This is a genomic window from Shewanella sp. QJM3NY_23, from assembly GCF_056173105.1.
The window spans coordinates 1,551,022-1,573,103 of the sequence record NZ_CM149657.1 but is presented as its reverse complement, the minus strand read 5'-3'; the positions used below and the strand labels follow the sequence as shown (position 1 = coordinate 1,573,103).

20 protein-coding genes and 1 pseudogene are annotated in these 22,082 nt (G+C 43.9%); 10 read left to right on the top strand and 11 right to left on the bottom strand.

The window, feature by feature from the left end; all coding sequences use genetic code 11:
• Window positions 1-191: 191 nt before the first annotated feature.
• Complete coding sequence (locus AC0VXX_RS07280) at window positions 192-1,505, top strand: molybdopterin-dependent oxidoreductase (protein ID WP_475516552.1); 1,314 nt, start codon at window positions 192-194, stop codon at window positions 1,503-1,505.
• Between the two features lie 5 nt (window positions 1,506-1,510).
• The gene (locus AC0VXX_RS07275; RefSeq protein ID WP_475516551.1) at window positions 1,511-2,170 is read left to right on the top strand and encodes a c-type cytochrome; all 660 of its coding nucleotides are present in this window, start codon (window positions 1,511-1,513) and stop codon (window positions 2,168-2,170) included.
• A gap of 179 nt (window positions 2,171-2,349) precedes the next feature.
• Here AC0VXX_RS07275 and AC0VXX_RS07270 read toward each other — a convergent pair whose 3' ends face one another.
• The 3 genes from AC0VXX_RS07270 to nagZ form a co-directional block, all read right to left on the bottom strand.
• Window positions 2,350-2,619: an acylphosphatase gene (locus AC0VXX_RS07270; RefSeq protein WP_475516550.1), complete on the bottom strand. Its 270-nt coding sequence runs from the start codon at window positions 2,617-2,619 to the stop codon at window positions 2,350-2,352.
• 528 nt (window positions 2,620-3,147) lie between these two features.
• The gene (gene ycfP, locus AC0VXX_RS07265) at window positions 3,148-3,702 is read right to left on the bottom strand and encodes an alpha/beta hydrolase YcfP (RefSeq protein ID WP_475516549.1); all 555 of its coding nucleotides are present in this window, start codon (window positions 3,700-3,702) and stop codon (window positions 3,148-3,150) included.
• A gap of 75 nt (window positions 3,703-3,777) precedes the next feature.
• Entirely contained in the window at window positions 3,778-4,791 is a 1,014-nt protein-coding gene (gene nagZ, locus AC0VXX_RS07260) for a beta-N-acetylhexosaminidase (RefSeq protein WP_475516548.1), read from the bottom strand.
• 354 nt (window positions 4,792-5,145) lie between these two features.
• Between nagZ and AC0VXX_RS07255 the strand changes: the two genes are divergently transcribed.
• On the top strand, window positions 5,146-6,522 hold the full coding sequence (locus AC0VXX_RS07255) for an L-serine ammonia-lyase (RefSeq protein WP_475516547.1): 1,377 nt from the start codon (window positions 5,146-5,148) through the stop codon (window positions 6,520-6,522).
• A 315-nt stretch (window positions 6,523-6,837) separates the two neighbouring features.
• Here AC0VXX_RS07255 and cysB read toward each other — a convergent pair whose 3' ends face one another.
• Window positions 6,838-7,812, bottom strand: a complete 975-nt coding sequence (gene cysB / locus AC0VXX_RS07250) for an HTH-type transcriptional regulator CysB (RefSeq protein WP_475516546.1) — start codon at window positions 7,810-7,812, stop codon at window positions 6,838-6,840.
• 231 nt (window positions 7,813-8,043) lie between these two features.
• Here cysB and AC0VXX_RS07245 point away from each other — a divergent pair, with 231 nt between their 5' ends.
• Window positions 8,044-8,820 carry a hypothetical protein gene (locus tag AC0VXX_RS07245; RefSeq protein WP_475516545.1) on the top strand — a complete coding sequence of 259 codons (777 nt, stop codon included), beginning with the start codon at window positions 8,044-8,046 and terminating at the stop codon, window positions 8,818-8,820.
• A 161-nt stretch (window positions 8,821-8,981) separates the two neighbouring features.
• Here the strand turns inward: AC0VXX_RS07245 and pdxH are convergent, their stop codons facing one another.
• The 4 genes from pdxH to speA all read right to left on the bottom strand — a co-directional run bounded on the left by pdxH (window position 8,982) and on the right by speA (window position 13,565).
• Complete coding sequence (pdxH, locus tag AC0VXX_RS07240; protein ID WP_475516544.1) at window positions 8,982-9,623, bottom strand: pyridoxamine 5'-phosphate oxidase; 642 nt, start codon at window positions 9,621-9,623, stop codon at window positions 8,982-8,984.
• Between the two features lie 59 nt (window positions 9,624-9,682).
• On the bottom strand, window positions 9,683-10,606 hold the full coding sequence (gene speB, locus AC0VXX_RS07235) for an agmatinase (RefSeq protein WP_475516543.1): 924 nt from the start codon (window positions 10,604-10,606) through the stop codon (window positions 9,683-9,685).
• Window positions 10,607-10,634: 28 nt separating this feature from the next.
• A complete protein-coding gene (locus tag AC0VXX_RS07230; RefSeq protein ID WP_475516542.1) occupies window positions 10,635-11,555 on the bottom strand; it encodes an adenosylmethionine decarboxylase in 921 nt (306 codons plus the stop codon).
• Between the two features lie 96 nt (window positions 11,556-11,651).
• Window positions 11,652-13,565 (bottom strand): biosynthetic arginine decarboxylase, encoded by a 1,914-nt coding sequence (speA, locus tag AC0VXX_RS07225; protein WP_475516541.1) that lies wholly within the window; start codon window positions 13,563-13,565, stop codon window positions 11,652-11,654.
• A 431-nt stretch (window positions 13,566-13,996) separates the two neighbouring features.
• Between speA and AC0VXX_RS07220 the strand changes: the two genes are divergently transcribed.
• From AC0VXX_RS07220 to AC0VXX_RS07200, 5 genes and pseudogenes are all read left to right on the top strand, one after another.
• Window positions 13,997-14,830 carry a CvfB family protein gene (locus AC0VXX_RS07220; RefSeq protein ID WP_475516540.1) on the top strand — a complete coding sequence of 278 codons (834 nt, stop codon included), beginning with the start codon at window positions 13,997-13,999 and terminating at the stop codon, window positions 14,828-14,830.
• A 102-nt stretch (window positions 14,831-14,932) separates the two neighbouring features.
• Window positions 14,933-15,610, top strand: a complete 678-nt coding sequence (locus AC0VXX_RS07215; RefSeq protein ID WP_475516539.1) for a YceH family protein — start codon at window positions 14,933-14,935, stop codon at window positions 15,608-15,610.
• A gap of 247 nt (window positions 15,611-15,857) precedes the next feature.
• Entirely contained in the window at window positions 15,858-16,694 is an 837-nt protein-coding gene (locus AC0VXX_RS07210) for an ABC transporter permease subunit (RefSeq protein WP_475516538.1), read from the top strand.
• Window positions 16,691-17,596 (top strand): ABC transporter ATP-binding protein, encoded by a 906-nt coding sequence (locus AC0VXX_RS07205; protein ID WP_475516537.1) that lies wholly within the window; start codon window positions 16,691-16,693, stop codon window positions 17,594-17,596. Before AC0VXX_RS07210 ends, AC0VXX_RS07205 begins: the two co-directional genes overlap by 4 nt.
• Window positions 17,597-17,853: 257 nt before the next feature.
• Window positions 17,854-18,035 (top strand): annotated as a pseudogene (locus AC0VXX_RS07200) (IS630 family transposase); the annotation flags it as partial.
• A 220-nt stretch (window positions 18,036-18,255) separates the two neighbouring features.
• On the opposite strand, the gene AC0VXX_RS07195 reads toward AC0VXX_RS07200, so the two are convergent.
• The 3 genes from AC0VXX_RS07195 to AC0VXX_RS07185 form a co-directional block, all read right to left on the bottom strand.
• The gene (locus tag AC0VXX_RS07195; protein WP_028764848.1) at window positions 18,256-18,462 is read right to left on the bottom strand and encodes a cold-shock protein; all 207 of its coding nucleotides are present in this window, start codon (window positions 18,460-18,462) and stop codon (window positions 18,256-18,258) included.
• A gap of 302 nt (window positions 18,463-18,764) precedes the next feature.
• Entirely contained in the window at window positions 18,765-19,577 is an 813-nt protein-coding gene (gene rlmA, locus AC0VXX_RS07190; RefSeq protein WP_475516536.1) for a 23S rRNA (guanine(745)-N(1))-methyltransferase, read from the bottom strand.
• Window positions 19,578-19,662: 85 nt separating this feature from the next.
• The gene (locus AC0VXX_RS07185) at window positions 19,663-20,484 is read right to left on the bottom strand and encodes a hypothetical protein (protein ID WP_475516535.1); all 822 of its coding nucleotides are present in this window, start codon (window positions 20,482-20,484) and stop codon (window positions 19,663-19,665) included.
• A 174-nt stretch (window positions 20,485-20,658) separates the two neighbouring features.
• Between AC0VXX_RS07185 and sbcB the strand changes: the two genes are divergently transcribed.
• Window positions 20,659-22,071, top strand: coding sequence for an exodeoxyribonuclease I (sbcB, locus tag AC0VXX_RS07180; RefSeq protein WP_475516958.1), 1,413 nt, complete (start codon window positions 20,659-20,661; stop codon window positions 22,069-22,071).
• The last annotated feature ends 11 nt before the right edge of the window (window positions 22,072-22,082 follow it).

The window sequence follows — 22,082 nt, the reverse complement described above, 5'->3', positions numbered from 1 at the left end:
AATCAGCTATTTTCAGCAAACATCCATTGCCGTTTTACTAAAGCATTTTTAGCAATCAATCTTGTTAAGGCCATATAGTCAACTAATATTACAGATTAGCAGCATCATTGAATCGTACTTTATTGAGACCGACTCGTCTGACTTTCAATAAACGCGTGCCGCTTAGACGTTGACTAAAAAGGAACCTTAATATGGATGACAGAAAGCAAAAAAAGCACAAAGGAATCTACGAGTATTACGCGAAAAACCCAGAGTCAGCCGATGAAAAAATCTTCGGCAGAGTCAGTTATCCCGACCGACGAGGCTTTTTGAAAGGGGCGGGGCTGGCAACCATGGCCGCGGTACTTGGAGGAGCTATCCCCTTTCATCGAAACATGCCCGCAGGTATGATCCCTGCTGCGTTTGCAGAAGGCCTGGATGATGTTGTGATCGAAGGAAAAGAAGGGCTGACAGTACTCAACGACAGGCCGATGAACGCAGAGACGCCACCTCACCTCTTAAATGACGACATCACCCCAACCTCGCGCCATTTTATTCGAAACAACGGTATTCCACCGACTGCGGTCAACGCCGAACGCTGGACCTTAACCATTAATGGATTGGTCGATAAGCCTTTGACACTCAGCATCGATGATCTCAAGGAAAATTTCGATGTAATAGAACAGCAGCTATTAGTGGAGTGTGGTGGTAATGGCCGTGCTTTCTTTGAACCCAAAGCCAAAGGTAATCAATGGACCTACGGTGCTGTAGCTTGCTCGAACTGGACAGGCGTACGACTCGCTGATGTGCTTAAGGCTGCTGGAGTTAAGGATGGCGCAGTTTACACTGCTCACTACGGTGCAGATAAGCACCTCTCTGGCGATGAAGAAAAACTCCCCATCTCCCGGGGTCTACCCATCGCGAAAGCCATGGGCAGTGAAAACCTTATCGCCTTTGAACAAAACGGAAAACCACTTCACCCGATGAATGGTGCACCTCTTCGCTTAGTCGTGCCCGGTTGGCCAGGATCGTGCTCACAAAAATGGCTGACACGTATTCAGGTTAGAGATCAGATACATGATGGTCCTAAAATGACAGGCACCGCTTACCGTGTACCTAATCGTCCTATTGCACCGGGTGAAAAAGTCGCTAATGAAGATTTCGAGATTATCGAACGTATGCCAGTGAAGTCACTGATCACCTCGCCACAAACCAATACCGAAATCCATGGCAGCGAAGTATTAGTTCGGGGTCATGCTTGGTCTGGCGATCGCAAGGTTGATAAAGTACAGATTTCTATCGACTTTGGCGCAACTTGGATGGACGCAAAGCTATCTGCGCCATCCAATGAAGGGGCTTGGCAAACCTTTAATACTAAAGTGAAGTTCCCTCAGGCTGGATACTATGAAGTGTGGGCCAAAGCTGTTGATGATCATGGTATTAGCCAACCATTTGCTATTGCGTGGAATCCAAAAGGCTACCTTAATAATACCTTTCACCGTGTGGCATTAGTAGTTAAAGGTTGATAGTAATGCATAAACTAAAATTATTTGAGCGGGTTTTCCCGCTCTCATTTTGTCTATTTATATTGATTAGCTTACCACTTTCAGCAAACGAGGCGCTCATTTTAGCCGGTGAACAACAAGCCATGGTTTGCAAGTCATGCCATCAAATGACGCCCAACGGTGTCACCTTAGTAGGTCCTCCTCTATGGGGGTTGGCACAGAGAGAGATAGCCAGTGTCACCAGCTTTAATTACAGTGATGGTTTAAAGCAATATGAGGGAAAATGGAATGCGCAAAGGCTCGATGCATTCTTGTCATCACCCAGCGAATTTGCCCCAGGCACCAAGATGACATTTCCAGGTGTAAAAGATCCTGGTACGCGCGCGGCCATCATTGCGTGGCTCGCAACTAAAAATCCTGTAGCGCCAAATTGGCTCACTCCAGCAGCCCAATTGCCAGTAAAATCTGCGGGGGATGGTATTCTGCTCCCGGGAGAGAACATGGAGCTCGTCGCTGCGGTTTGCTCCTCGTGTCACTCGCTGCATCTCGTTGCACAACAAGGATTAAGCAAAGCAAGCTGGGATGAGACATTGGAGTGGATGGTCGATGAGCAGGGAATGAATGAATTAACAGCTGAAGATCACGAAGCGATTCTTATCTATCTCTCGACCTATTATGGCTTATAACTCATTGACTAAACTTTTGTGTCAAGTGATGATAAACAGTCATTAATCAATACACTAGTTACACAAGATGTGCATTAAATGTAGGTGTACATCAAATGTGGTCAATTGCACAAACAAACCGATGATAACGTCAAGGCCTGCCCTCTTGCTGCTTGGGCACAATACGCAGGTCATCGGCCTCAATGTATCGAAAAATCGAGGTAGATATTATCTGCCTCATCTTCTTCGACTAACACATCTTGAACATGAGATTGAGGCGCGCCCTCATGACTCCAAGCGATAAATCGATCGACGGCATTACTGCCTCCTTGCAATAACACGGCAACGTTGCCGTTATCCAGGTTCTTCACATAACCTGTCAGGCCAAACTCATTGGCTTTTTGCAGGCTATAACGCCTGAAACACACACCTTGGACTTTACCTGATATCGTCAATAATACCCGTTTCATCTGTGCCTCATTTGCTCAACTCGACTGTTTGAAGATAACCTGATTGGCTCCTTAGAAGATAACCTAAAGTATCGAGATGGGCAAAATTTAGGCAAAAAAAACAGCTAACTAATAAAGTGGTTAGCTGCATCGGGCGACATACGCAAACAGGAACGGTCTATTAGACCCAAGCGGAACAATATGTATCATTTTGTATCACAAAACCTGTTACTAAAGCTATATCTAGACAGAGAAAACACACTAAAAAGCATAAACTTTTACCCTCATTCGCTTAAACAGCCCCCTTTATGTATATAAAACAATCACACAATAAAAAACCTAGCGAGCGCCGACAAAACTAAGTTAAAAAACTCTAGATAAAGATATTGAAAATAAAAATAATAGCTAGGTTAGCTTCAGTTAATTAAGCTGAGGCGAAACCAAAGCTATGCCAAATCAAACGGGGTGGCTAAGGCTCGTAAAATAAAATGGGGGAAATTGAGCTGAGCAACAACCTTGCTCAGCTCAATCAGGTTATCGCGAACTGACTCAGTCAAGAGAGGCTTGGGCTAACTTAAAGTCTTTAATCTGAGCGAGGTGAGCCGCTAATGAAGCAAACTTGTGGCGCTGTTCTTCATCCCATACCACTTCATAATAAGGGCTTAACGCCGCGGCCACTGCTTGGTTATCATTCACTTCATCATGGCGCGATAAAATACACAAACCATTACCACGATGCTTAGCGCGAAATTGACTGACACACTTATTGGCGATATCGGCGTACTCTTCTGGGCGATCAATTTTACCCACCATGGTGATTTCGGGGTGAATATTGGGATTAATCAGTACGGTTCTGAGCCCATTAAGAAAGCCGATACGCTCAGCCCAATATGCGCCCAAGCCCACACCAATGGCGATAGGATGCGGATCGTCACACACTTGTAATTGGCGATTCACTTCATGTAACAAGTGTTGCATATCATGCTTAGGATGCAGAGTACTATAACTGACCAAACGCACATCATTATCAATAAACTGTAATTGACGCATTTTTTCGTGATTACCCGGACTGGTTGCATCGAAGCCGTGAAAATAGAGGATCATCCTGTCACCTATTGATAAAGATTTAACATTAACTTTAGCTAACTTACTACTGCTACTATTTGCGCTATATCAAAGTTAGTTCATTACCATTTTCTCGGCTAGCAATTTAGCCTTATGCCAACGAACCTCATCTTGAAGCGCGATCGCAACTTGCACCGGATCGGCGCGTAATTGCGAAACCGATGCCTTAGGCGAGCAAGTTGGCCAACTAAAATCGCTGAGCAACTCGGTGACGCCTAGGTTATCGTTACATACTAAAATCATATCGCATCCCGCATCGAGTGCGGCTTTGGCACGCTGGCGATAACCCCCGACCACCCCCGCCCCTTTCATGCCAAGATCATCAGAAAAGATCACCCCATTAAACTGTAACTCGCTACGCAGTACTTCTTGTAACCAGTAATGAGAAAAACCGGCGGGATTAGGATCGACGCTATCGTAAATCACGTGGGCAGGCATAATCCCCTGCAATCGTTGCTCGGCAATGAGCTGCTTAAAGGGCAGCATATCGAGCTGTCTAATCTCTTGCTCTGATCTTGAGTCCACCGGTTGGGCGATGTGAGAGTCTGCTGCGACACTACCATGTCCGGGAAAATGTTTACCTACCGCAGCCATACCTGCGCTGCTCATCCCCTCAATAAAGGCATCGGCTAAGCTGATCACTTCTTGGGGGTGGCCACTAAAGGCACGCGTGCCGATCACTTGACTTATCCGATTAAGGTCAAGCACTGGCGCGAAGCTTAAGTCAATATCACAGCTCAATAGCTCTACTGCCATTAAAAAACCCAGCTCGCGAGCCCACAGCCTAGCCTGCTCAATATCGCCATTGGCTTTTGGCAAGATGTCGCCCATGGCAGGAATGCGGCTAAAACCATCGATAAAGCGTTGTACTCGTCCACCTTCATGGTCAACGGCAATTAACAGATCGGGCTGTAGTGCTCGGATAGAGGCCACCAGCTCACATAACTGTGCCCGGTCATGATAATTACGGCTAAATAAAATTATCCCGCCGACCATAGGATGCTGTAACTGGGTCTTCTCCTGTTCAGACAAGGTTGTCGACAGCAGATCCATCATTAAATAGCTCACTTTATCTCCCTAAAACATGGTTAACACCAAGGCTATCTGTACTGTAATATATAAATCAAAAAATATCGATTAACGATAAATATATGTATCTTAAAAGAAATGGATTCAATTGATTAAAATTGCTTCACGCTGCAAGATACATATACATAATATGCCTAATCCGAACACCCTTCCCCAAAAATAACTAATGCGAAATATAGTGCAAAAGTATGGGATACTGCTACTTTATCAATCTTAATTTGCTGACACACTTAGCACAACATTTTCACAGGTTTGGTCAGCATAAACTGATGTATAGACCTAAAATTATAAGATTGAATAACGATCACCATGAACAAAAGCAGGGTTTTATAAATGATTAGCGTATTTGACATGTTTAAAATTGGTATTGGACCATCGAGCTCACATACTGTGGGGCCGATGAAAGCCGGTAATATCTTTATCAAAGATTTAGAAAAGCATGGTCATTTGGCAGCAACCGATGAGCTAAGATCTGAACTCTTTGGGTCGCTTGGACAAACAGGTAAAGGCCACGGTACGGGTAAAGCCGTTATTTTAGGACTAATGGGTGAAGATCCCGAAACCGTAGACACCGATGCTATCGATGAAATTTTAGCTCATGTTAACGACACTCAATCATTGAACATGCCAAATCAAAAAGTGGTTCGCTTCAGCCGCGAGCATGGCATTACCTACCACAGACGTAAGAGTTTACCCGCCCATGCCAATGCGATGACGCTATATGCCTATGAAAAAGGACTGTGTATCTATCAGCGTACTTATTATTCTGTGGGTGGCGGTTTTATTCTCGATGAAGATGAAATTTTAGCTAAAAACGCCTCTCCAGCAGCGCCTATAGAGGCTGCTCCTTACGATTTTAATAGTGCCACTGAATTACTCAGCATGTGTGTCGATAACGGTTTAAGCATATCAGCACTGATGATGGCCAATGAGCGCTCGGTGGGTGAAGAGCAAGAAATTAAACAGCGCTTATGGCATATCTGGCAAACCATGAAAACTTGCGTTGAACGCGGCTATCAAAAAGAAGGCATTTTGCCTGGTGGCCTCAAATTACGTCGCCGTGCCCCAGCCCTTTATCGTCGCCTTAAAGCCGAAGGCAAAAACTCTGTCGATCCGTTAACGGCACTCGACTGGGTCGACCTATTTGCATTAGCCGTGAATGAGCAAAATGCGGCGGGCGATCGCGTGGTTACCGCCCCCACTAACGGCGCGGCGGGCATTATTCCTGCGGTATTATGTTATTACGATACTTTTGTTCAGGAAGTCGATATCGATATCTGCTGCCAATACTTATTAACCGCTGCGGCTATCGGGATTTTATATAAGAAAAACGCTTCGATTTCTGGCGCCGAAGTGGGTTGTCAGGGTGAGGTCGGTGTAGCCTGCTCTATGGCCGCAGCAGCGCTAACCGAGATCATGGGCGGCACGGTAGAACATGTAGAAAACGCCGCTGAAATTGGCATGGAACATAACCTAGGTTTAACCTGCGATCCCGTTGGAGGCTTAGTGCAAGTGCCATGTATTGAACGCAACGCTATGGGAGCTGTTAAGGCTATTAATGCCTCTCGCCTAGCGATGCGCGGTGATGGTAACCATAAGGTGTCATTAGACAAGGTGATTAAGACCATGATGGATACAGGTAAAGACATGCGCAGTAAATACAAAGAAACTGCCAAAGGTGGTTTAGCGGTTAACATTGTAGAGTGTTAAGCTGACAATACTGCATCTGTCGCCGACGGCTTAGCCTGTAACCTTGCCGTGATTTTAGCAGTTAACTTAACCTTCTAGCCGAGCAAGCACTCGAGGTTATGGAGCTTGAGCATAAACTATGCAGACAGCAAAGCTTAATCCCCAATGCTTTTGCTAAAAAATAGCCATAAAAAAACTCGCCTTGGCGAGTTTTTTATTACTATCGGTTTGTGTCACTATCAAATGTTGTTATCGATTGTCTCTGGCGAGTATGACTTTCGATATTTGTCCTGGAGTATAGTCGCAACACCTAAGGTAACATCCAAGCGATTAGCGTCAGCGTATGGGCAACTCAATGTCAGCAAAAAGATTTTCAATCAGCTGCGGATCCCGTAATGCCACCGCTTTCTCCACGATATCTTTGGTCAAGTGTGGCGCAAAATGCTCGATAAACTCATACATATATGTACGTAAAAAGTTCCCTTTTCTGAAACCAATTTTAGTTGTACTGTGGGCAAAAAGATGGCTGGCATCGATAGCCACCAAATCTTTATCTATCACAGGATCGATAGCCATAGAGGCGATAACCCCCACACCTAAGCCCAAGCGGACATAGGTTTTTAATACATCAGCACTGGTGGCAGTAAACACCACTCTAGGGTCGATACCCGCCTGATTAAAGGCTTTCTCGATTTCAGACTCTCTATCGAAACCAAAGACATAAGTGACTAATGGAAAGCGGCCTAAATCTTCGATACTGATCTTTGACCGTGTTGCTAATGGATGATCCTTAAGCACCACAATCGAGCGATTCCAGTGGTAACACGGCAACATAATTAAGTCTGAATACAGATGCATCCCTTCGGTTGCGATAGCGAAATCGGCATCACCTCGGGCGGCCAATTCACTTATCTGCGAGGGCGTACCCTGATGCATATGCAAATTCACTTTAGGATAGCGGTCGATAAAAGCGCGAATAATATTAGGCAAGGCATAACGTGCCTGAGTATCTGTGGTGGCAATATTCAGCTCGCCCTGATCTGGCTTAGTGTATTCCTCAGCCACTTTTTTGATACTCTCGACTTTGCCGAGAATATCATTCGCAATACTGATCACTTGCAAGCCCGCAGGTGTGACATGAGTAAGGTGTTTACCACTGCGGCCAAAGATTTGAATGCCCAGTTCATCCTCGAGCATCCTGACTTGTTTACTGATCCCCGGCTGCGATGTATATAAATTTTCAGCTGTGGCAGAAACATTTAGGTTATGATTAACCACTTCGGCGATATATCTAAGTTGCTGCAGCTTCATCGTCTATCCTTTAGCAAGTAGCAAGGTCTGTGCTCCAAGGCTTAACACCGCCTAAATAGGAACCTAAGTATAAGAATTAGTTATAGTATACGGAAAAAATTAAAGCAAATAGAATATAGCATAGAGTTGTGGCAGATCACACGACATTAGCGCAAAGCTAGACTAAGATAGCTATGCTAGAGTGTTGATTTATAGTAGCATTAACGGAATTGCATAAATTATGGTAGACCTATGATATTTACTTTGGTTCTGATCCTCATCGGTGCATTACTTCTACTGGTTATCGGTATCAATGTTATCCAACAGCAGAAAGAACGTGCCGAGACAGAAAGAAGAACAGAATTAGCCAGGCAGAGAGCCATAATAGATGAAACTGAAACTGTATTGTCTTGCACCGGTATGTTTCCTTGCTCGACCAATATTGTGCTTATTCTCTATAAACGCGTTCAAGAGGCGTTATCACTGTCGGTAAGCCTAGGAGGCAATCAGGCAACGGATTACCAGCGTCGCTTACAAGACATTAATGCTCAAATCGAAACCCTCAATAACGGTACAAAACAGAATCCGTCGGTGGAGAGCTTTCGCTTACCCGACACCGATAAACAGATCCTCACCTTAGTGCAAGTGCTTAAAAAGCTTAAAGCCATTTTGAGAGCCGAGCATAATAAAGGCAAAATTGATCCCACCATTTTTGCTCAAGAAGAGGCACGTATCGACAGTTTACAATTAAGAATTAATGTCGACTCAATGTTATCGCGCGCCCGCAGTGCCAGTTTTATGAAACAATATGGCTCATCTAAACAGATGGTGACTAAGGCGCTGGCGACCTTGCATACTATTAAAGCCATGACTCCTAACGACCCATTTATTACTAAAAAAGTCGATGAAGCTAAAATATTACTCGATGAGATCATGGGGGCACAGAAGCAAGCTGCGCCTAACGCGCCGCGGCCTAAAAATGATGATGACGATATTGATGTATTGTTCCAACCGAAGAAAAAGTGGTAGTGCGGCTAACAAATTAACAGCGCACCCATAAATGCTCTCCATAAAAAATCGCCCATTGATGGGCGATTTTTTTATGTTTCATACGAGCAAGTCACAAACATAGCTAAGATGACTAGGTTACTCGCTTAGCTCAAAAGACTAGCTCAAAAAGACTAAGCAGCTTAAGGCGCTAGACGGTCAATTTGCCAACTATTGTCCTCTTTAGTGTATAAAAAGCGATCGTGTAAACGATGCTCCCCACCTTGCCAAAACTCAATGCTCGATGGACGTACTAGATACCCCCCCCAAAACTTTGGCAAAGGCACTTCACCTTGACTAAATTTGGCTTTCATTTCAGCAAATTTGCTTTCTAGCGCTTGTCTTGCCGAAATTTTACTCGATTGCTTAGATACCCACGCAGCTATCTGGCTCTCTTTAGGGCGAGTAATAAAGTACTTTAACACCTCTGCAGTCGACAGCGGCTCGGCAACGCCCGTGACCGCCACCTGTCGCTCTAATGCATGCCATGGAAACAACAGGCTCACTTTGGCATTGTGGGCAATCTGCTCCGCCTTACGACTCGCAAGATTGGTAAAAAAGACAAATCCGTCATTATCAAACCGTTTAAGCAATACGATACGCTGAAAAGGTTGCCCTGTTTCATCCACCGTGGCTACAGACATGGCGGTGGGATCGGTCAACACCTCGGCATCACGAATTTGCTCTAACCAGGTTTCGAATAACGCCATCGGGTGTTCAGGGAGCTCATCGCGATGTAAGCCGCCTAAAGTATATTCTCGCCTGATATCACTGATCTTAGACATCTCTCTACCTTTCCTTGCTAAATGGGATCAAAGCACTGTCGTCAAGTGCGCTGTGGCAATTACTTTTTATGCGCACTAGCCCACACATGCAGCATTTCTAGTCCTAACGTTGCGCCTGCTAACGCCGTGATCTCCGCCGAATCGTAGGCTGGCGCCACTTCTACAACATCCATGCCCACCACGTTCATTCCGCGCAGGCCACGAATGATTTTCATCGCTTTATCGCTGGTTAAACCGCCGCACACAGGGGTGCCGGTACCTGGCGCATAGGCAGGATCGAGGCAGTCAATGTCGAAGGTGACATAAAGTGGCATATCACCCACTCGCGACTTAATTTGCGCCACAATATCATCGGCACTTAAATCATTGGCTGTCGCGGCATCAATCACCTTAAATAGATGGTTACTGGTATCGAAATCGGTGCGAATACCAATTTGAATCGAATGAGCAGCATCGATAATGCCTTCATTCGGCGCATGGTAAAACATCGTGCCATGATCATACTTGCTGCCCTGAGAATAGGTATCAGTATGGGCATCAAAATGTAACAAGGCCATTTTACCGTGTTTTTTATAGTGTGCCCTTAACAAGGGTAAGGTCACAAAGTGATCCCCACCAAAGCTCAGCATCGCCTTACCTGAACTGATAATGGCCGTAGCAAAATCTTCTACTCTTTGGGTAAAATCTGCCGCATCACCGCAGTCGTATACCAGATCGCCGGCATCGACCATTTTAAGGCGTTCGCTTAATTTAAAATCCCAAGGCCAACGCTGCTCTTCCCAAGCTAGATTAACCGAGGCTTGACGAATCGCACCTGGCCCCATTCGACCACCAGAACGACCCGTGGTTGCCATATCAAACGGTAAACCCAATATCACCACATCGGCATCGCTTTGCAGTGGTTTAAAATCCAGAGGTTGTCTTAAGTAACCAAATGCATTGGAATAAAGCGAATAGTCAGGCTTATCTGCAATCGTGGTCATGGCTGCTCCATATGTTGTTAACTAATGATCACAAGCTCACTACCGTTAGCGGTTCGCTAACGTGCGGTTTGTAATGGCTAATATAAAGGGTATTGGTATCGTTTAATGCTAAGTGGTTTTGCGCCAATAATTGCGAAGCCATAAACTCGTTATGACTTAACGGAGCATTAACACCTACCATATCCCAACTACTTGGTTTAAAAATAGTAATTAATGAGTTTAACCCATCCATTAGCCGGTGCCCCGCCTTCATATTGGTCTCTATGCTGACATATGAGCTAGGTTGTTGTGGCGTAATGTGCAGGGTAATGTATTCGCGCCCATGAATGCCGTTAACCGAATATCCCATGGGGCTAAATAGATAGTCATCAAAGGTAAACTCAGGCCAGATAACAGACAGTTGTAATAAGGATAAAATAGTGGCTTTACACTGCTGCGGCCCACACAGATAATCGGCAATCTCACCCTTTATATGGTAAAGCTGTAACGCGCAGCTGTACTGTCTGTGGGAAGATGATGCGCTACAAAAAAGATAATGATGGTGGCTGTCCAGATCACCAATACGATAAGCCTGCCCAGCAATAGACAGCTTTAATCGATCAATATCCTCTTCAAAGCGAGTCGCCTGCAGATGAGGAAACAGTTCGCTCTTGCGTTGATAGCTAAACCAGACAATATGGTCAATGCCAATGCTTTTTACAATATGCAAAGCTGTATCGACTAAACTGGTATTACCGCAGGTGATCAATAGCAGTTTGTTATGCCAAACAAATAAGCTCGACTCACTCAATACATAAGCGTCACAGTCGGCATTAGTCTGCACCGACAATATCTCGGCTCCGGCTTTCGCCAAGGCTGATGACCAAAATTCACGAGTAAAACCGCGCAGCGATGCACTGGCATCGTCAATCACCATCTCTAACCGCTTCTCTGCGCCTTCAAACAACATAGTCTTAACTACCTAACAATCCATCAAAGTGCATAAAGCCAGCTTTAGCATAGGTTTATCTCTGGCTTTATGCTGCATACCATTATGATGATGTGCTTAAGAAAAATCTTCCAAATAGGTGTAGCCTTTTAGACCTAGCTGCAGCTCTTCTAAAATATTGGCCCGCTCACCCTCTTCAATGTGTTGATTGACCAGTTCTTCATAGGTACGCATAAACGAAACTGCATCAAGGTTAACGTAACGCAGAACGTCGGCGACGGTATCACCAGCAAGCACTGATTCGATATTGACCACACCATTGTCTTCCAGGCGCACAACGGCAGAATTAGTATCGCCAAATAGGTTGTGCATATCGCCCAAAATCTCTTGATAAGCGCCCACCAAGAAGAAACCTATTAGGTAGGGGCTTTCAGCGCTCCATGCAGGGACAGGAAGCGTGGTTTCAATACCTTGACCGTCAACGTATTGATCGACAATGCCATCTGAGTCACAGGTGATGTCTAACATCACCGCGCGGCGTTCAGGTTCTTTATCTAAGCCACTTAGTGGCATCACAGGAAAAACCTGATCGATCCCCCAGGCATCTGGCAGCGACTGAAACAGTGAAAAGTTAACGAAGAATTTGTCGGCTAGTTTCTCATTTAACTCATCGATCACTGGGCGATGGAAGCGATATTTACTGCTCATCACTCCTTTGAGTTCGTAACAAACACGCAGATTCATCTGTTCGGCCCAGGCTCGGTCGGCTAGACTCACTTGCCCAAGCGCAAACAGTGAATGCACTTCAGTCAAATCACTTTGCACATCATGATAAATTTCAATCAAGGCACGCTGGTCGGCACGTACGCTCACTTCTGTCCATGATTGCCACATATTTTTAAGTTGTTGGGGAGCGTCGTCACTCGGCTGCTCAATCTGTTCACACTTATAGGCTTCTGTGCCGATGACATCGGTGATCAACACCGCATGGTGCGCCGTTAAATAGCGGCCAGACTCAGAAATCAACCTTGGCATGGGCTGACCATACTCGGTGCACATATCTTTAAGCACACTGACAATATTATTGGCATATTCAGTCAAGCCGTAGTTCATTGAGTTACTGCTTTGGCTACGAGTGCCATCATAATCAACCGCGAGACCGCCACCGACATCGAAACATTTAACATTAGCGCCCAGCTTTTGCAGCTCACAGTAAAAGCGTCCTGCTTCACTTACACCACTGCGAATATCGCGAATATTGGCGATTTGCGAACCTAAGTGGAAGTGTAACAACTGTAAGCAATCCAACATATTATTGGCTTTTAATGAGTCAATAACGGTTAACACTTGCGCCGCAGATAAACCAAATTTAGATTTTTCTCCACCACTGGCTTGCCACTTGCCTTTGCCTTGGAATGCCAAGCGCACCCGTAAACCCAAACGCGGCGTGACGCCCAACTTTTTGGCTTCTTCGAGTACCACTTTCAGCTCAGAGAGTTTCTCGAGCACGATATAAACGCTGTGCCCCAGTTTTTCACCGATCAAGGCCAGACGAATATATTCGACATCTTTGTAACCATTACAGATGATCACCGAACTGGCTTTTTGTGCCATGGCAAGAACCGCCATTAATTCAGGCTTACTGCCCGCTTCTAACCCTAATTGCGGCACCTCTTTTGACACTTGGCTGGCTAAGATCTCTTCAACCACAGTTTGTTGCTGATTAACCTTAATCGGATAAACCAACAAATAATCTGACTGATATTCGTAACGTTGAATGGCTTGGTTAAACGCATGACACAAGCTATTAACTCTGTGGTGAAGGATCTGTGGGAAACGGACTAATACGGGCAAAGCCACACCAGACTTAACCATATCCTTGGCTAACTCATTTAACCCAATACTGTGCTCAGGATGATTCGGATCGGGTGATACGGTCACCTCACCGGCCTCGCTTATGCCGTAGAGCCCAGAGCTCCAGTAATTTACGTTATAACCAGCGTAAGCATCTTGAATAGACCAATTACTCATATTTTCTCAACCTGTCTATTGACATTTATATTCAGTAAGCTGCTTGCTTACCAACACATTAATGTTACTCAATATCGCACCATATCAGGTAAATAAGCCGCAACATCAACACCATTTTCGAGTGTCAGCTATCGAAGAAATGACTCCGAGTCCCCGTCATTTAACCACCTAGATTGACTCTGCTTTAAAGTAAAAAAGGCGCGCAATTAAAACCTCGAAACTCACTCAATGCAAGTAACATTATCACAATAATTTATCACAAGGGGGATTACACTTTATCGTAACCGACTTTTGGTGCAGTAGTGCTCAAGATGCAGCGATTAACCCCATAAAAAAATAAACCATTTTAACTTAAGTGCAATGCAGCATCTTAAGTAAAATTCCACTATAATCCGCAGTCGAGTTTGTTAGCCAATACCATAGAGAATCCCATGATTGAGATAGGAAAATCCTGTAATCTCGAGATCGTCAAACAAGTCGATTTCGGTGTGTATCTTAATGCGCACGAATTAGGCCTAGTGCTACTGCCTAAAAAAGTGGCACCAAAACAGTTTAACATCGGTGATAAAATCGATGTGTTCCTCTATCTTGATTCTGAAGACATGGTGATTGCGACAACCAAGATCCCTAAAGTCGAAGTGGGCCAATTTGCCTACTTAAAATGCGTGGCTACCGGTCCATTTGGTGCATTTCTGGACTGGGGACTGGATAAAGATCTGTTTTTACCCTTCGGTGAACAACATAAAGAGATTGAAGTCGGTCGCTCTTACTTAGTCTATGTCTATCTTAATAGCGCCGATGAACGCATTGTTGCCTCATCGAAAGTAGATAAATTTTTAGACAAAACGCCACCTCCTTACAGCAATGGCCAAGAGGTCAGCTTAATCATTGGTGGGACGACCGATTTGGGCTACAAAGCCATCATTAACCATGCTCATTGGGGCGTTATCTATAAAAATGAAGTATTTAGAGAACTGCGTTTTGGCCAACGTCTCAAAGGTTTTATTAAGCGTGTAAGAAGTGACGATAAAATTGATTTGGTATTACAACGAGGTGTCAAAGAAGAACTCGACAAACATGCCAACACTATTATTATCAAACTAAAACAAGCAGGCGGCTTTTTACCACTTACAGATAAAACCGATGCTGAACAAATATATGCCGCACTGGGCATGAGTAAAAAAGCATTTAAAAAGAGCATTGGTGGCTTATATAAGCAGCAAAAAATCACTATCGACACCGACGGTATTCGTTTAGTTGAATAGATAACCAGCAGTAAGCCGTCCTTTACGACGATTGCCTTTGCATAAAAGCATAGCTCTGATATAACAAAGCTATGCTTTTTTTATGCGGAATATCCTACACCTATGAATCTGACCCCTTATGAAGCACGTGTCATTGGTTGCCTTTTAGAAAAAGAAATCACCACTCCAGAACAATATCCATTGTCACTCAACAGCTTAACGCTAGCGTGTAACCAAAAATCGAGCCGAGATCCCGTGATGGCTTTGAGTGAAAACGACACCCAAATCACCTTAGATTCACTGAGTAAAAAACGCCTTATTGCCGAGCAAAGCGGCTTCGGCTCACGGGTCGTAAAATACAAACACCGCTTTTGCAATACCGAATTTAGCGATCTGCAATTAACATCAGCCCAAGTCGCCATTATCTGTTTATTACTGCTGCGTGGCCCACAAACGCCTGGTGAGCTGCGAACACGTAGCAATCGTCTCCATGCCTTTGCCGATGTCACCGAAGTCGAACAAGCCTTAAAGGGCCTCAGTGATATGCAAACCCCACTGGTGCAGCAATTGCCGCGAGAACCAGGTAAACGAGAGTGCCGTTTTACAGAGTTAATTAGTCAACACGGCATCGAATTCAGCCAGCATAGCATCAGCAGCCCAACACAGATATCAAATGGTACCATCCACTCAGAGTCTTCAGACAATAAACCACAACTGATTGACCGTGTTGAACAATTAGAGCTAGAAATGGCTGAGCTAAAAGCGCAGGTAGCACAGCTACTGAGTAATAAAACCGATTGAATGGAATAAGTGATTAATTTATTGATGATTAGAGTGGTTTATATCAAGACGTAAATTGAGATAACAAGTTATTCTAATTATAAATTTACTGTATCGAAGAAGCACATTGCCCCATTGTTTGATAACGACCACAATAATGTGATTGATATCATTTACACAAATTAACCACCATTAATAACATCAATACTGTGCAGCATTACACCTCATGTGAGTGTAGCGCGGTCAATTTTAGATAAAGGATTAATCATTGGATATTGTCAGCCCAAAAGGTTCCATTTCTGGGGTATGGTTATTAGCTCAATTTGAGCTAAAAAAAATCTTGTTCAGCACGCGAGGATTAGTTGCGGTTATCGCATTTGCCTTCGTTTGGTTACTGATTTTGTGGTATCCAGTAAAAGAAGCTTCTGTGTACCTGTTTTCAACTGAATTTAAACAATTTATTACTGCTCTATTTGGTGAAGATTCAGTCAGCGAACTGTTTACTTGGCAAGTCCCTGAAATGGCAATTGTGTGGGTTGCCGCCTTATATTTGTTTCCTCTATTTAGTATTTTAGTCAGCGCAGACCAATTTGCCTCCGACAGGGCGAGAGGTACTTTTCGCTTTTTAACCTTGCGCACCAGTCGGGATACGCTATTTTTTGGCCGTTTTACTGGCTACTTGTTGATCCAAGCGCTTCTACTGTTACTGACCTTATTTGCGACTTTGTTACTCGTCGCCTACCGCGATATCAGTGCCATATTACCTGCTCTAGGCTCAAGTCTCTTTGTGTTTATTAATATCATGATAGTGCTGCTCCCCTATACCGCCTTAATGGCGATTTTATCGCTCTACGCTAACTCTGCACGTCAGGCCACCATTTATGCCGTACTCCTGCTGGCAGGTATCAGTATTATTAACAATATTGTGGATTATTACCTACCTGGACTGAGCAACCTACTGCAATGGCTCGCTCCTGGTGCACAGCTGTCGATGATGATCAATACCCATGGGGTTAGCAGCCTGCCTATTGCATCCATTCCGCTAGTTCAAGCAGCGGTACTATTGATATTAGGAAGAACTTACATGGCGAGGATCGCATTATGAGCCTTATTAACTGTCACAACGTTGGTAAATCTTACGGTCACAAACGCGCATTAGATCAAGTGAGTTTTGAGCTTGAAGCTGGGCAGGCTGTGGCATTGGTAGGCCACAATGGCGCGGGCAAAACTACACTTTTTTCATTATTGTGTGGCTATATAAGTCCCACCCAAGGTGAGATACACATTTTAGGTCATCGTCCCGGCAGTAAAGCACTACTCGGAAAAGTTGCCGCATTACCGCAAGACGCACGCTTAGATCCTAATTTGACGATAGAAGCACAACTGGCCTTATTCGCACAATTACAAGGCTTTAATAAACAAGCAGCCTTAGTTGAATGTGAACGCGTACTTAACCTTGTGGCTCTCAATGAGATAGCCAAACATAAGCCCTTGGCACTCAGCCATGGCATGAGTAAACGGGTTTCCATCGCACAAGCCTTGATTGGTTCACCTCAATTAGTGTTACTCGATGAACCCACCGCAGGACTCGATCCTGCCAATGCCAAAGCCATTAGAGAGCTAGTACGAAACCAATCACATCAAACTACCTTTGTGATCAGCTCTCATAATCTAGATGAACTGGAAAAGCTGTGCGATAAAGTGCTCTACCTTGATAAAGGCACCTTAAATCAGTCAGTATCGATTAAAGACAATCAAGCAGCACACTACCTAACGTTAACAATGCAAGAGTGCGACTCTGAGGCGCTAATGACTCAGTTGTCACACTGGCCACAAGTTAACAGTATCAAGAGCAATCAACACAACGAATTTGTTATTCAGTACAACTTAATGCAAGATTTTGAGCTAGAAAGCCAGTTGTTTAAACTGTTTTCATCCCAAGGTTGGACATATCGTACATTACAACGCGGTAGAACCTTAGAAGACAAACTGTTCTCTAACGAGTAAGTCGATTACTGTATCTAACAAGCCAGCGCTAATGCGCTGGCTTTTTTATCAGAGTTCATTCAGCGCTTACCCGGTAATACCAATTGAAGTCAATATATGATCTAATTGACACTCCATTAACAATAGGTATTCATATGTCTATAGCTGAATTAGAGCACTTAGCAAAAAAGGAAAAACGCGGTCGTATTAAAGTTCGCTATCTTTACATCTGCCATTTTATTGAAGGTAAATCTAGAACAGAGATCGCACGGTAGCTTGAATTCGAATATGCCTACCGGTTCGGCGCAGCCTGTCCCAGCAACGGTAAAACTAAAGCACTAATCACGCCATGTAGTAACAAAGAAGTCATGATTGAGTCTTGTCATTAATCTCTCAAACAACTCCTTCAGGGCGACATGCTGTCGTTATTATGAATGGGGCTGGCTGGCACCAACTGGATTAATCAGGTCAGTTAATTAATTCGATTGGTATAAAATGCTCAGTTATTATAATAATGCGGCTTGTTCTGGTTGCTTGTGTTTGTTTAATGTAAAAGTGTCAAGCGAGTGGAGAGGATGGCAGATAGATGATGAAAAGGGAAACGCTAAGCAAAAAAAGAGCCGCTATAAATAGCAGCTCTTACGATTCTGTTCAGTAGCTATATGCTACTAAAATTCAGCTTAAAGAACTGTTACGTTCTCAGCTTGTGGACCTTTTTGGCCTTGAGTAACGGTGAACTGTACTTTCTGACCTTCGTCAAGAGTTTTGAAACCGTCAGAGTTTATCGCACGGAAATGTACGAAAACATCTGGACCAGACTCTTGCTCGATAAATCCAAAACCTTTGTCAGAGTTGAACCATTTAACAACACCAGTAACTTGAGACATGATATAAATCCTGTAACTAAATAAAATAAAGCCTTAACGGCAGTAGAGCTGGAAAATGCCGGTATTACTTATGGTAAACAGGACGAACAGGTCGTATTAAACACATAAAGTTAAGCCCAACTTTCAAGCTGCAACTACTATAAATCATTCTGGCTATATGTCAACAGCCATTAGGCATAGTAAATCTAGTTTTTTTACTTTAATTTCTGTCAGTTGTTAGAAATCATGCTTAAGAATGAGCATCAAAAAAATCCATTTCCCTCTAGAGACAAAAATTAATAACTTAAACAATAACTAACAATCTAGTTGGCGCGGAAAACTTCCACTTTGAAATCGAGCTCACAACTAAAAGATTGGTTCATCAGTACCTGTTTTTGTTCTGTAGTCAACTTCCAACTATAAGGCGTCATGGTCAAAAAATGTTGAATATCGTCACTATCACTTAACTGCAATCTCTGCTCTACCCGTTCACTATAGAGATGGGTAAAACCCGCAATTTGGCTGATAATATCTGGGTGTGGCCGAGGATTATCATAAATTAATTCTTTAAGAGCAAAGTGATGTTGCGGTCCAGCCGACACAGTAATTAACGTCGCACCACTTTTAGCTACCCGTCTGAGCTCAGCATCAAGTGACGGCGCATAAATGCGTAGCATCAGATCAAAACGCTCATTTTCAAAAGGCATCTCAAAACTGCTGGCGACACAAAAATTGATATCGGGGTAACGTTTTGCCGCGTACTTTAACGCCGATTTAGAAATATCCACGCCATTTAAGGTAAATGCTCCACGCTGCGACATCACCTGGTGTAAGCGGTGTGAGTAATACCCCTCACCACAACCAATATCCAATCCTGATGTTGCCTGAGCAGCATATTCTGCCGCGAGCTGATTAACTCTATCGCTCATGGCTTGATAATAACCTTTATTAAGAAACTCGCGACGAGCAAACATCATCTCTTTGTTATCACCAGGATCTTTCGAGCGTTTTTTCTGTACGGGCAATAAATTTACATATCCCTCTTTGGCGCAATCGAATCTATGGTTATTCGAGCAACTCCAAGTCGTTTGCTTAAGGCTTAAAGGTTGCTGACAAATTGGGCAACGGTAGTTCATTGTGTTATGTCCAAAAGAGAAGCTTAAAAATAGGATTTAAAACAGTCAAAAATCAAATAGGGTTATCACTTGTCGTTATCGATAATTAATCGTCGTTATCGTCAACTAAAATTTGTTCGACCATGGCGTTAAGTTCTGGCGTTGCAAGCAACTGGTAAGATGCTAGTTTACGCTGTAATAAGTCTGAGGGTTGCACCTGATTAGCGGCATAATGCCAATTAGTTCGCTCAGCCGATTGCTGATAATGTCTGGCAATCAATTGCTGGCGGCGGTGCAATTGCCTATCGAGATTTGCCACCATATCGATAATGGTACTTTGAGATTCAATACCATTATCGCTGGTAAAGCGCGTCAACTCTCGACGCACCATATCGAGCTCACTAAGTGCTAATAATAAACCTTGTTCACTCGTTTCAAAATCAAACGGCTGGGCAAGAATCGTCTGTGCACGTGTTAAAGCGCTAGGGCCGCCAAATAAACGAAGATCCTTTTCGAGTTCGATCAGCTGCCATTTGTTACCAGAGTCAGTCGAAAAACGAAATTGTGCCCCTTCTGGCTCAATGTAAATTATCAATCCTTGACGGAGTAAACTGATACATAACGAGAGTGAATAGCCTAGTCCCGTAAATAAGCGAACACCTTGACCAAGCCCACGCAGCAACGAAGGTGTTAAATGTGGCGCGGGAATATCATCGAACGGTGCTAGGTTAAGTTGCAATAAGGGATGCAGACGTGCAATTAATCCACTCGCTAATCCAGAATCATCAACCACAACAAATTCAGCAATATGGCCATCCATTGTCTGTAAAAGGCAATGCTCACTCACATTTTCTTTTAGGGTTAACACCAGACGTGAAGCGGTCGAAATGTGGATTGACTGCGGTTGAGTAAATAACGATTCAAACATGATATTCCCTATAGATAGTATAGATAGAGGATTATTGTACCTTCGATGAAACATTTCTGCTAATTCTAAAGTGGCCTAAATTCAATCTGGTAGCGATAAATATCGGCTTACAATGGCACTAAACAGTGTGTCGATGCTATGATAGACAACAATATTCACTCTGTAGTTTTTTCTATGTCATCGACTCATTCAGCAACTATTTTTTGGCACGATTATGAAACATTTGGCGCTAATCCTGCGAAGGATAGACCGTCACAATTTGCTGGGATCCGTACTGATTTAGATCTCAATATCATTTCAGAACCTGTTACCTTTTATTGTAAAGTCGCCAGTGATTATTTACCGTCTCCAGAAGCGATTTTGATCACAGGAATAACGCCGCAACTGGCGAACATGAAAGGAGTGCCTGAAGCCGAGTTTATGGCTAAAATACATGAGCTATTTTCGGTGCCCAACACCTGTGTAGCAGGTTACAACTCCATTAGATTCGATGACGAAGTCAGCCGTTATGGTTTTTATCGTAACTTTTTTGACCCCTACGCTAGGGAATGGCAACAAGGTAATTCTCGTTGGGACATTATCGATCTGGTCAGGGCCTGCTATGCACTTCGCCCTGAAGGCATCAATTGGCCAACAAAAGATGATGGCAGCCCCAGTTTTAAACTCGAACATCTTACACAAGCTAATAATCTCAGTCATGAAAAAGCACATGATGCGATGTCAGATGTATACGCCACCATTGCCATGGCTAAACTGATTAAACAGGCTCAGCCTAAGCTATTTGAGTTTTACTTTGGGCTACGCAAAAAGGCTGAGGTGGCTAAACATATCGATGTACTCAATATGCAACCTTTGCTGCATGTCAGCTCAAAAATCAGCGCGTTACATGGCTGCACCACTCTCATTGCGCCAGTTGCCCATCACAATACTAACAAAAACGCGATTATTTGTGTCAATTTGACCATGGATGTGACCCCCCTTATCGAGCTCGATGTTGAACAGATAAAACAACGTATGTATACGCCGCGCGCAGATTTAGCACCAGATGAACTTCCTATTGGATTAAAACAGGTTCACATCAATAAATGCCCGTTTATTGCGCCAGCAAAAACCCTGACCGATGACAATGCCCAGCGGTTAGATATAGATAAAATGTTTGCCAGAGAGCAATACAAACGTTTAAGGCAACATCCTGAGATCAGAGAAAAACTGGTGGCCGTTTTCGATACTGACCATGAAAACGAGATAACCGACCCCGATCTACAACTGTATAGCGGTGGTTTTTTCAGTAGCGCCGATAAGAATAAGATGGAGATCATTCGTCATACCCAGCCCCACAATCTGGCCGCGCTCGAGCTCAATTTTGATGATCCTCGCCTTAAAGAGATGCTCTTTCGCTATCGCGCACGCAACTACCCAGAGACGCTAGATGACTCTGAGCAATACCGCTGGCGTGAATTTTGTCAGCAGCGCCTCAATGATCCCGATTACATGATAAAACTGGAAACTCTGCTCAACGATACTGCAGGTGATGAAGAAAAGCAGAAATTACTTCAAGCCTTATGTCATTATCTTAGCAACCTATAGTTAACAAGCAG

What these genes read in the sequence shown, in the direction of transcription:
- AC0VXX_RS07215 (WP_475516539.1), top strand. Translation starts at nt 14,933, where the DNA reads ATGAATCTGACCCCTTATGAAGCACGTGTCATTGGTTGCCTTTTAGAA.
- ycfP (WP_475516549.1), bottom strand. Translation starts at nt 3,702, where the DNA reads ATGATCCTCTATTTTCACGGCTTCGATGCAACCAGTCCGGGTAATCAC.
- pdxH (WP_475516544.1), bottom strand. Translation starts at nt 9,623, where the DNA reads ATGTCTAAGATCAGTGATATCAGGCGAGAATATACTTTAGGCGGCTTA.
- AC0VXX_RS07195 (WP_028764848.1), bottom strand. Translation starts at nt 18,462, where the DNA reads ATGTCTCAAGTTACTGGTGTTGTTAAATGGTTCAACTCTGACAAAGGT.
- sbcB (WP_475516958.1), top strand. Translation starts at nt 20,659, where the DNA reads ATGTCATCGACTCATTCAGCAACTATTTTTTGGCACGATTATGAAACA.
- AC0VXX_RS07255 (WP_475516547.1), top strand. Translation starts at nt 5,146, where the DNA reads ATGATTAGCGTATTTGACATGTTTAAAATTGGTATTGGACCATCGAGC.
- rlmA (WP_475516536.1), bottom strand. Translation starts at nt 19,577, where the DNA reads ATGAACTACCGTTGCCCAATTTGTCAGCAACCTTTAAGCCTTAAGCAA.
- AC0VXX_RS07220 (WP_475516540.1), top strand. Translation starts at nt 13,997, where the DNA reads ATGATTGAGATAGGAAAATCCTGTAATCTCGAGATCGTCAAACAAGTC.
- AC0VXX_RS07185 (WP_475516535.1), bottom strand. Translation starts at nt 20,484, where the DNA reads ATGTTTGAATCGTTATTTACTCAACCGCAGTCAATCCACATTTCGACC.
- AC0VXX_RS07280 (WP_475516552.1), top strand. Translation starts at nt 192, where the DNA reads ATGGATGACAGAAAGCAAAAAAAGCACAAAGGAATCTACGAGTATTAC.
- cysB (WP_475516546.1), bottom strand. Translation starts at nt 7,812, where the DNA reads ATGAAGCTGCAGCAACTTAGATATATCGCCGAAGTGGTTAATCATAAC.
- AC0VXX_RS07230 (WP_475516542.1), bottom strand. Translation starts at nt 11,555, where the DNA reads ATGTTGTTTGAAGGCGCAGAGAAGCGGTTAGAGATGGTGATTGACGAT.
- AC0VXX_RS07270 (WP_475516550.1), bottom strand. Translation starts at nt 2,619, where the DNA reads ATGAAACGGGTATTATTGACGATATCAGGTAAAGTCCAAGGTGTGTGT.
- AC0VXX_RS07245 (WP_475516545.1), top strand. Translation starts at nt 8,044, where the DNA reads ATGATATTTACTTTGGTTCTGATCCTCATCGGTGCATTACTTCTACTG.
- AC0VXX_RS07205 (WP_475516537.1), top strand. Translation starts at nt 16,691, where the DNA reads ATGAGCCTTATTAACTGTCACAACGTTGGTAAATCTTACGGTCACAAA.
- speA (WP_475516541.1), bottom strand. Translation starts at nt 13,565, where the DNA reads ATGAGTAATTGGTCTATTCAAGATGCTTACGCTGGTTATAACGTAAAT.
- speB (WP_475516543.1), bottom strand. Translation starts at nt 10,606, where the DNA reads ATGACCACGATTGCAGATAAGCCTGACTATTCGCTTTATTCCAATGCA.
- AC0VXX_RS07275 (WP_475516551.1), top strand. Translation starts at nt 1,511, where the DNA reads ATGCATAAACTAAAATTATTTGAGCGGGTTTTCCCGCTCTCATTTTGT.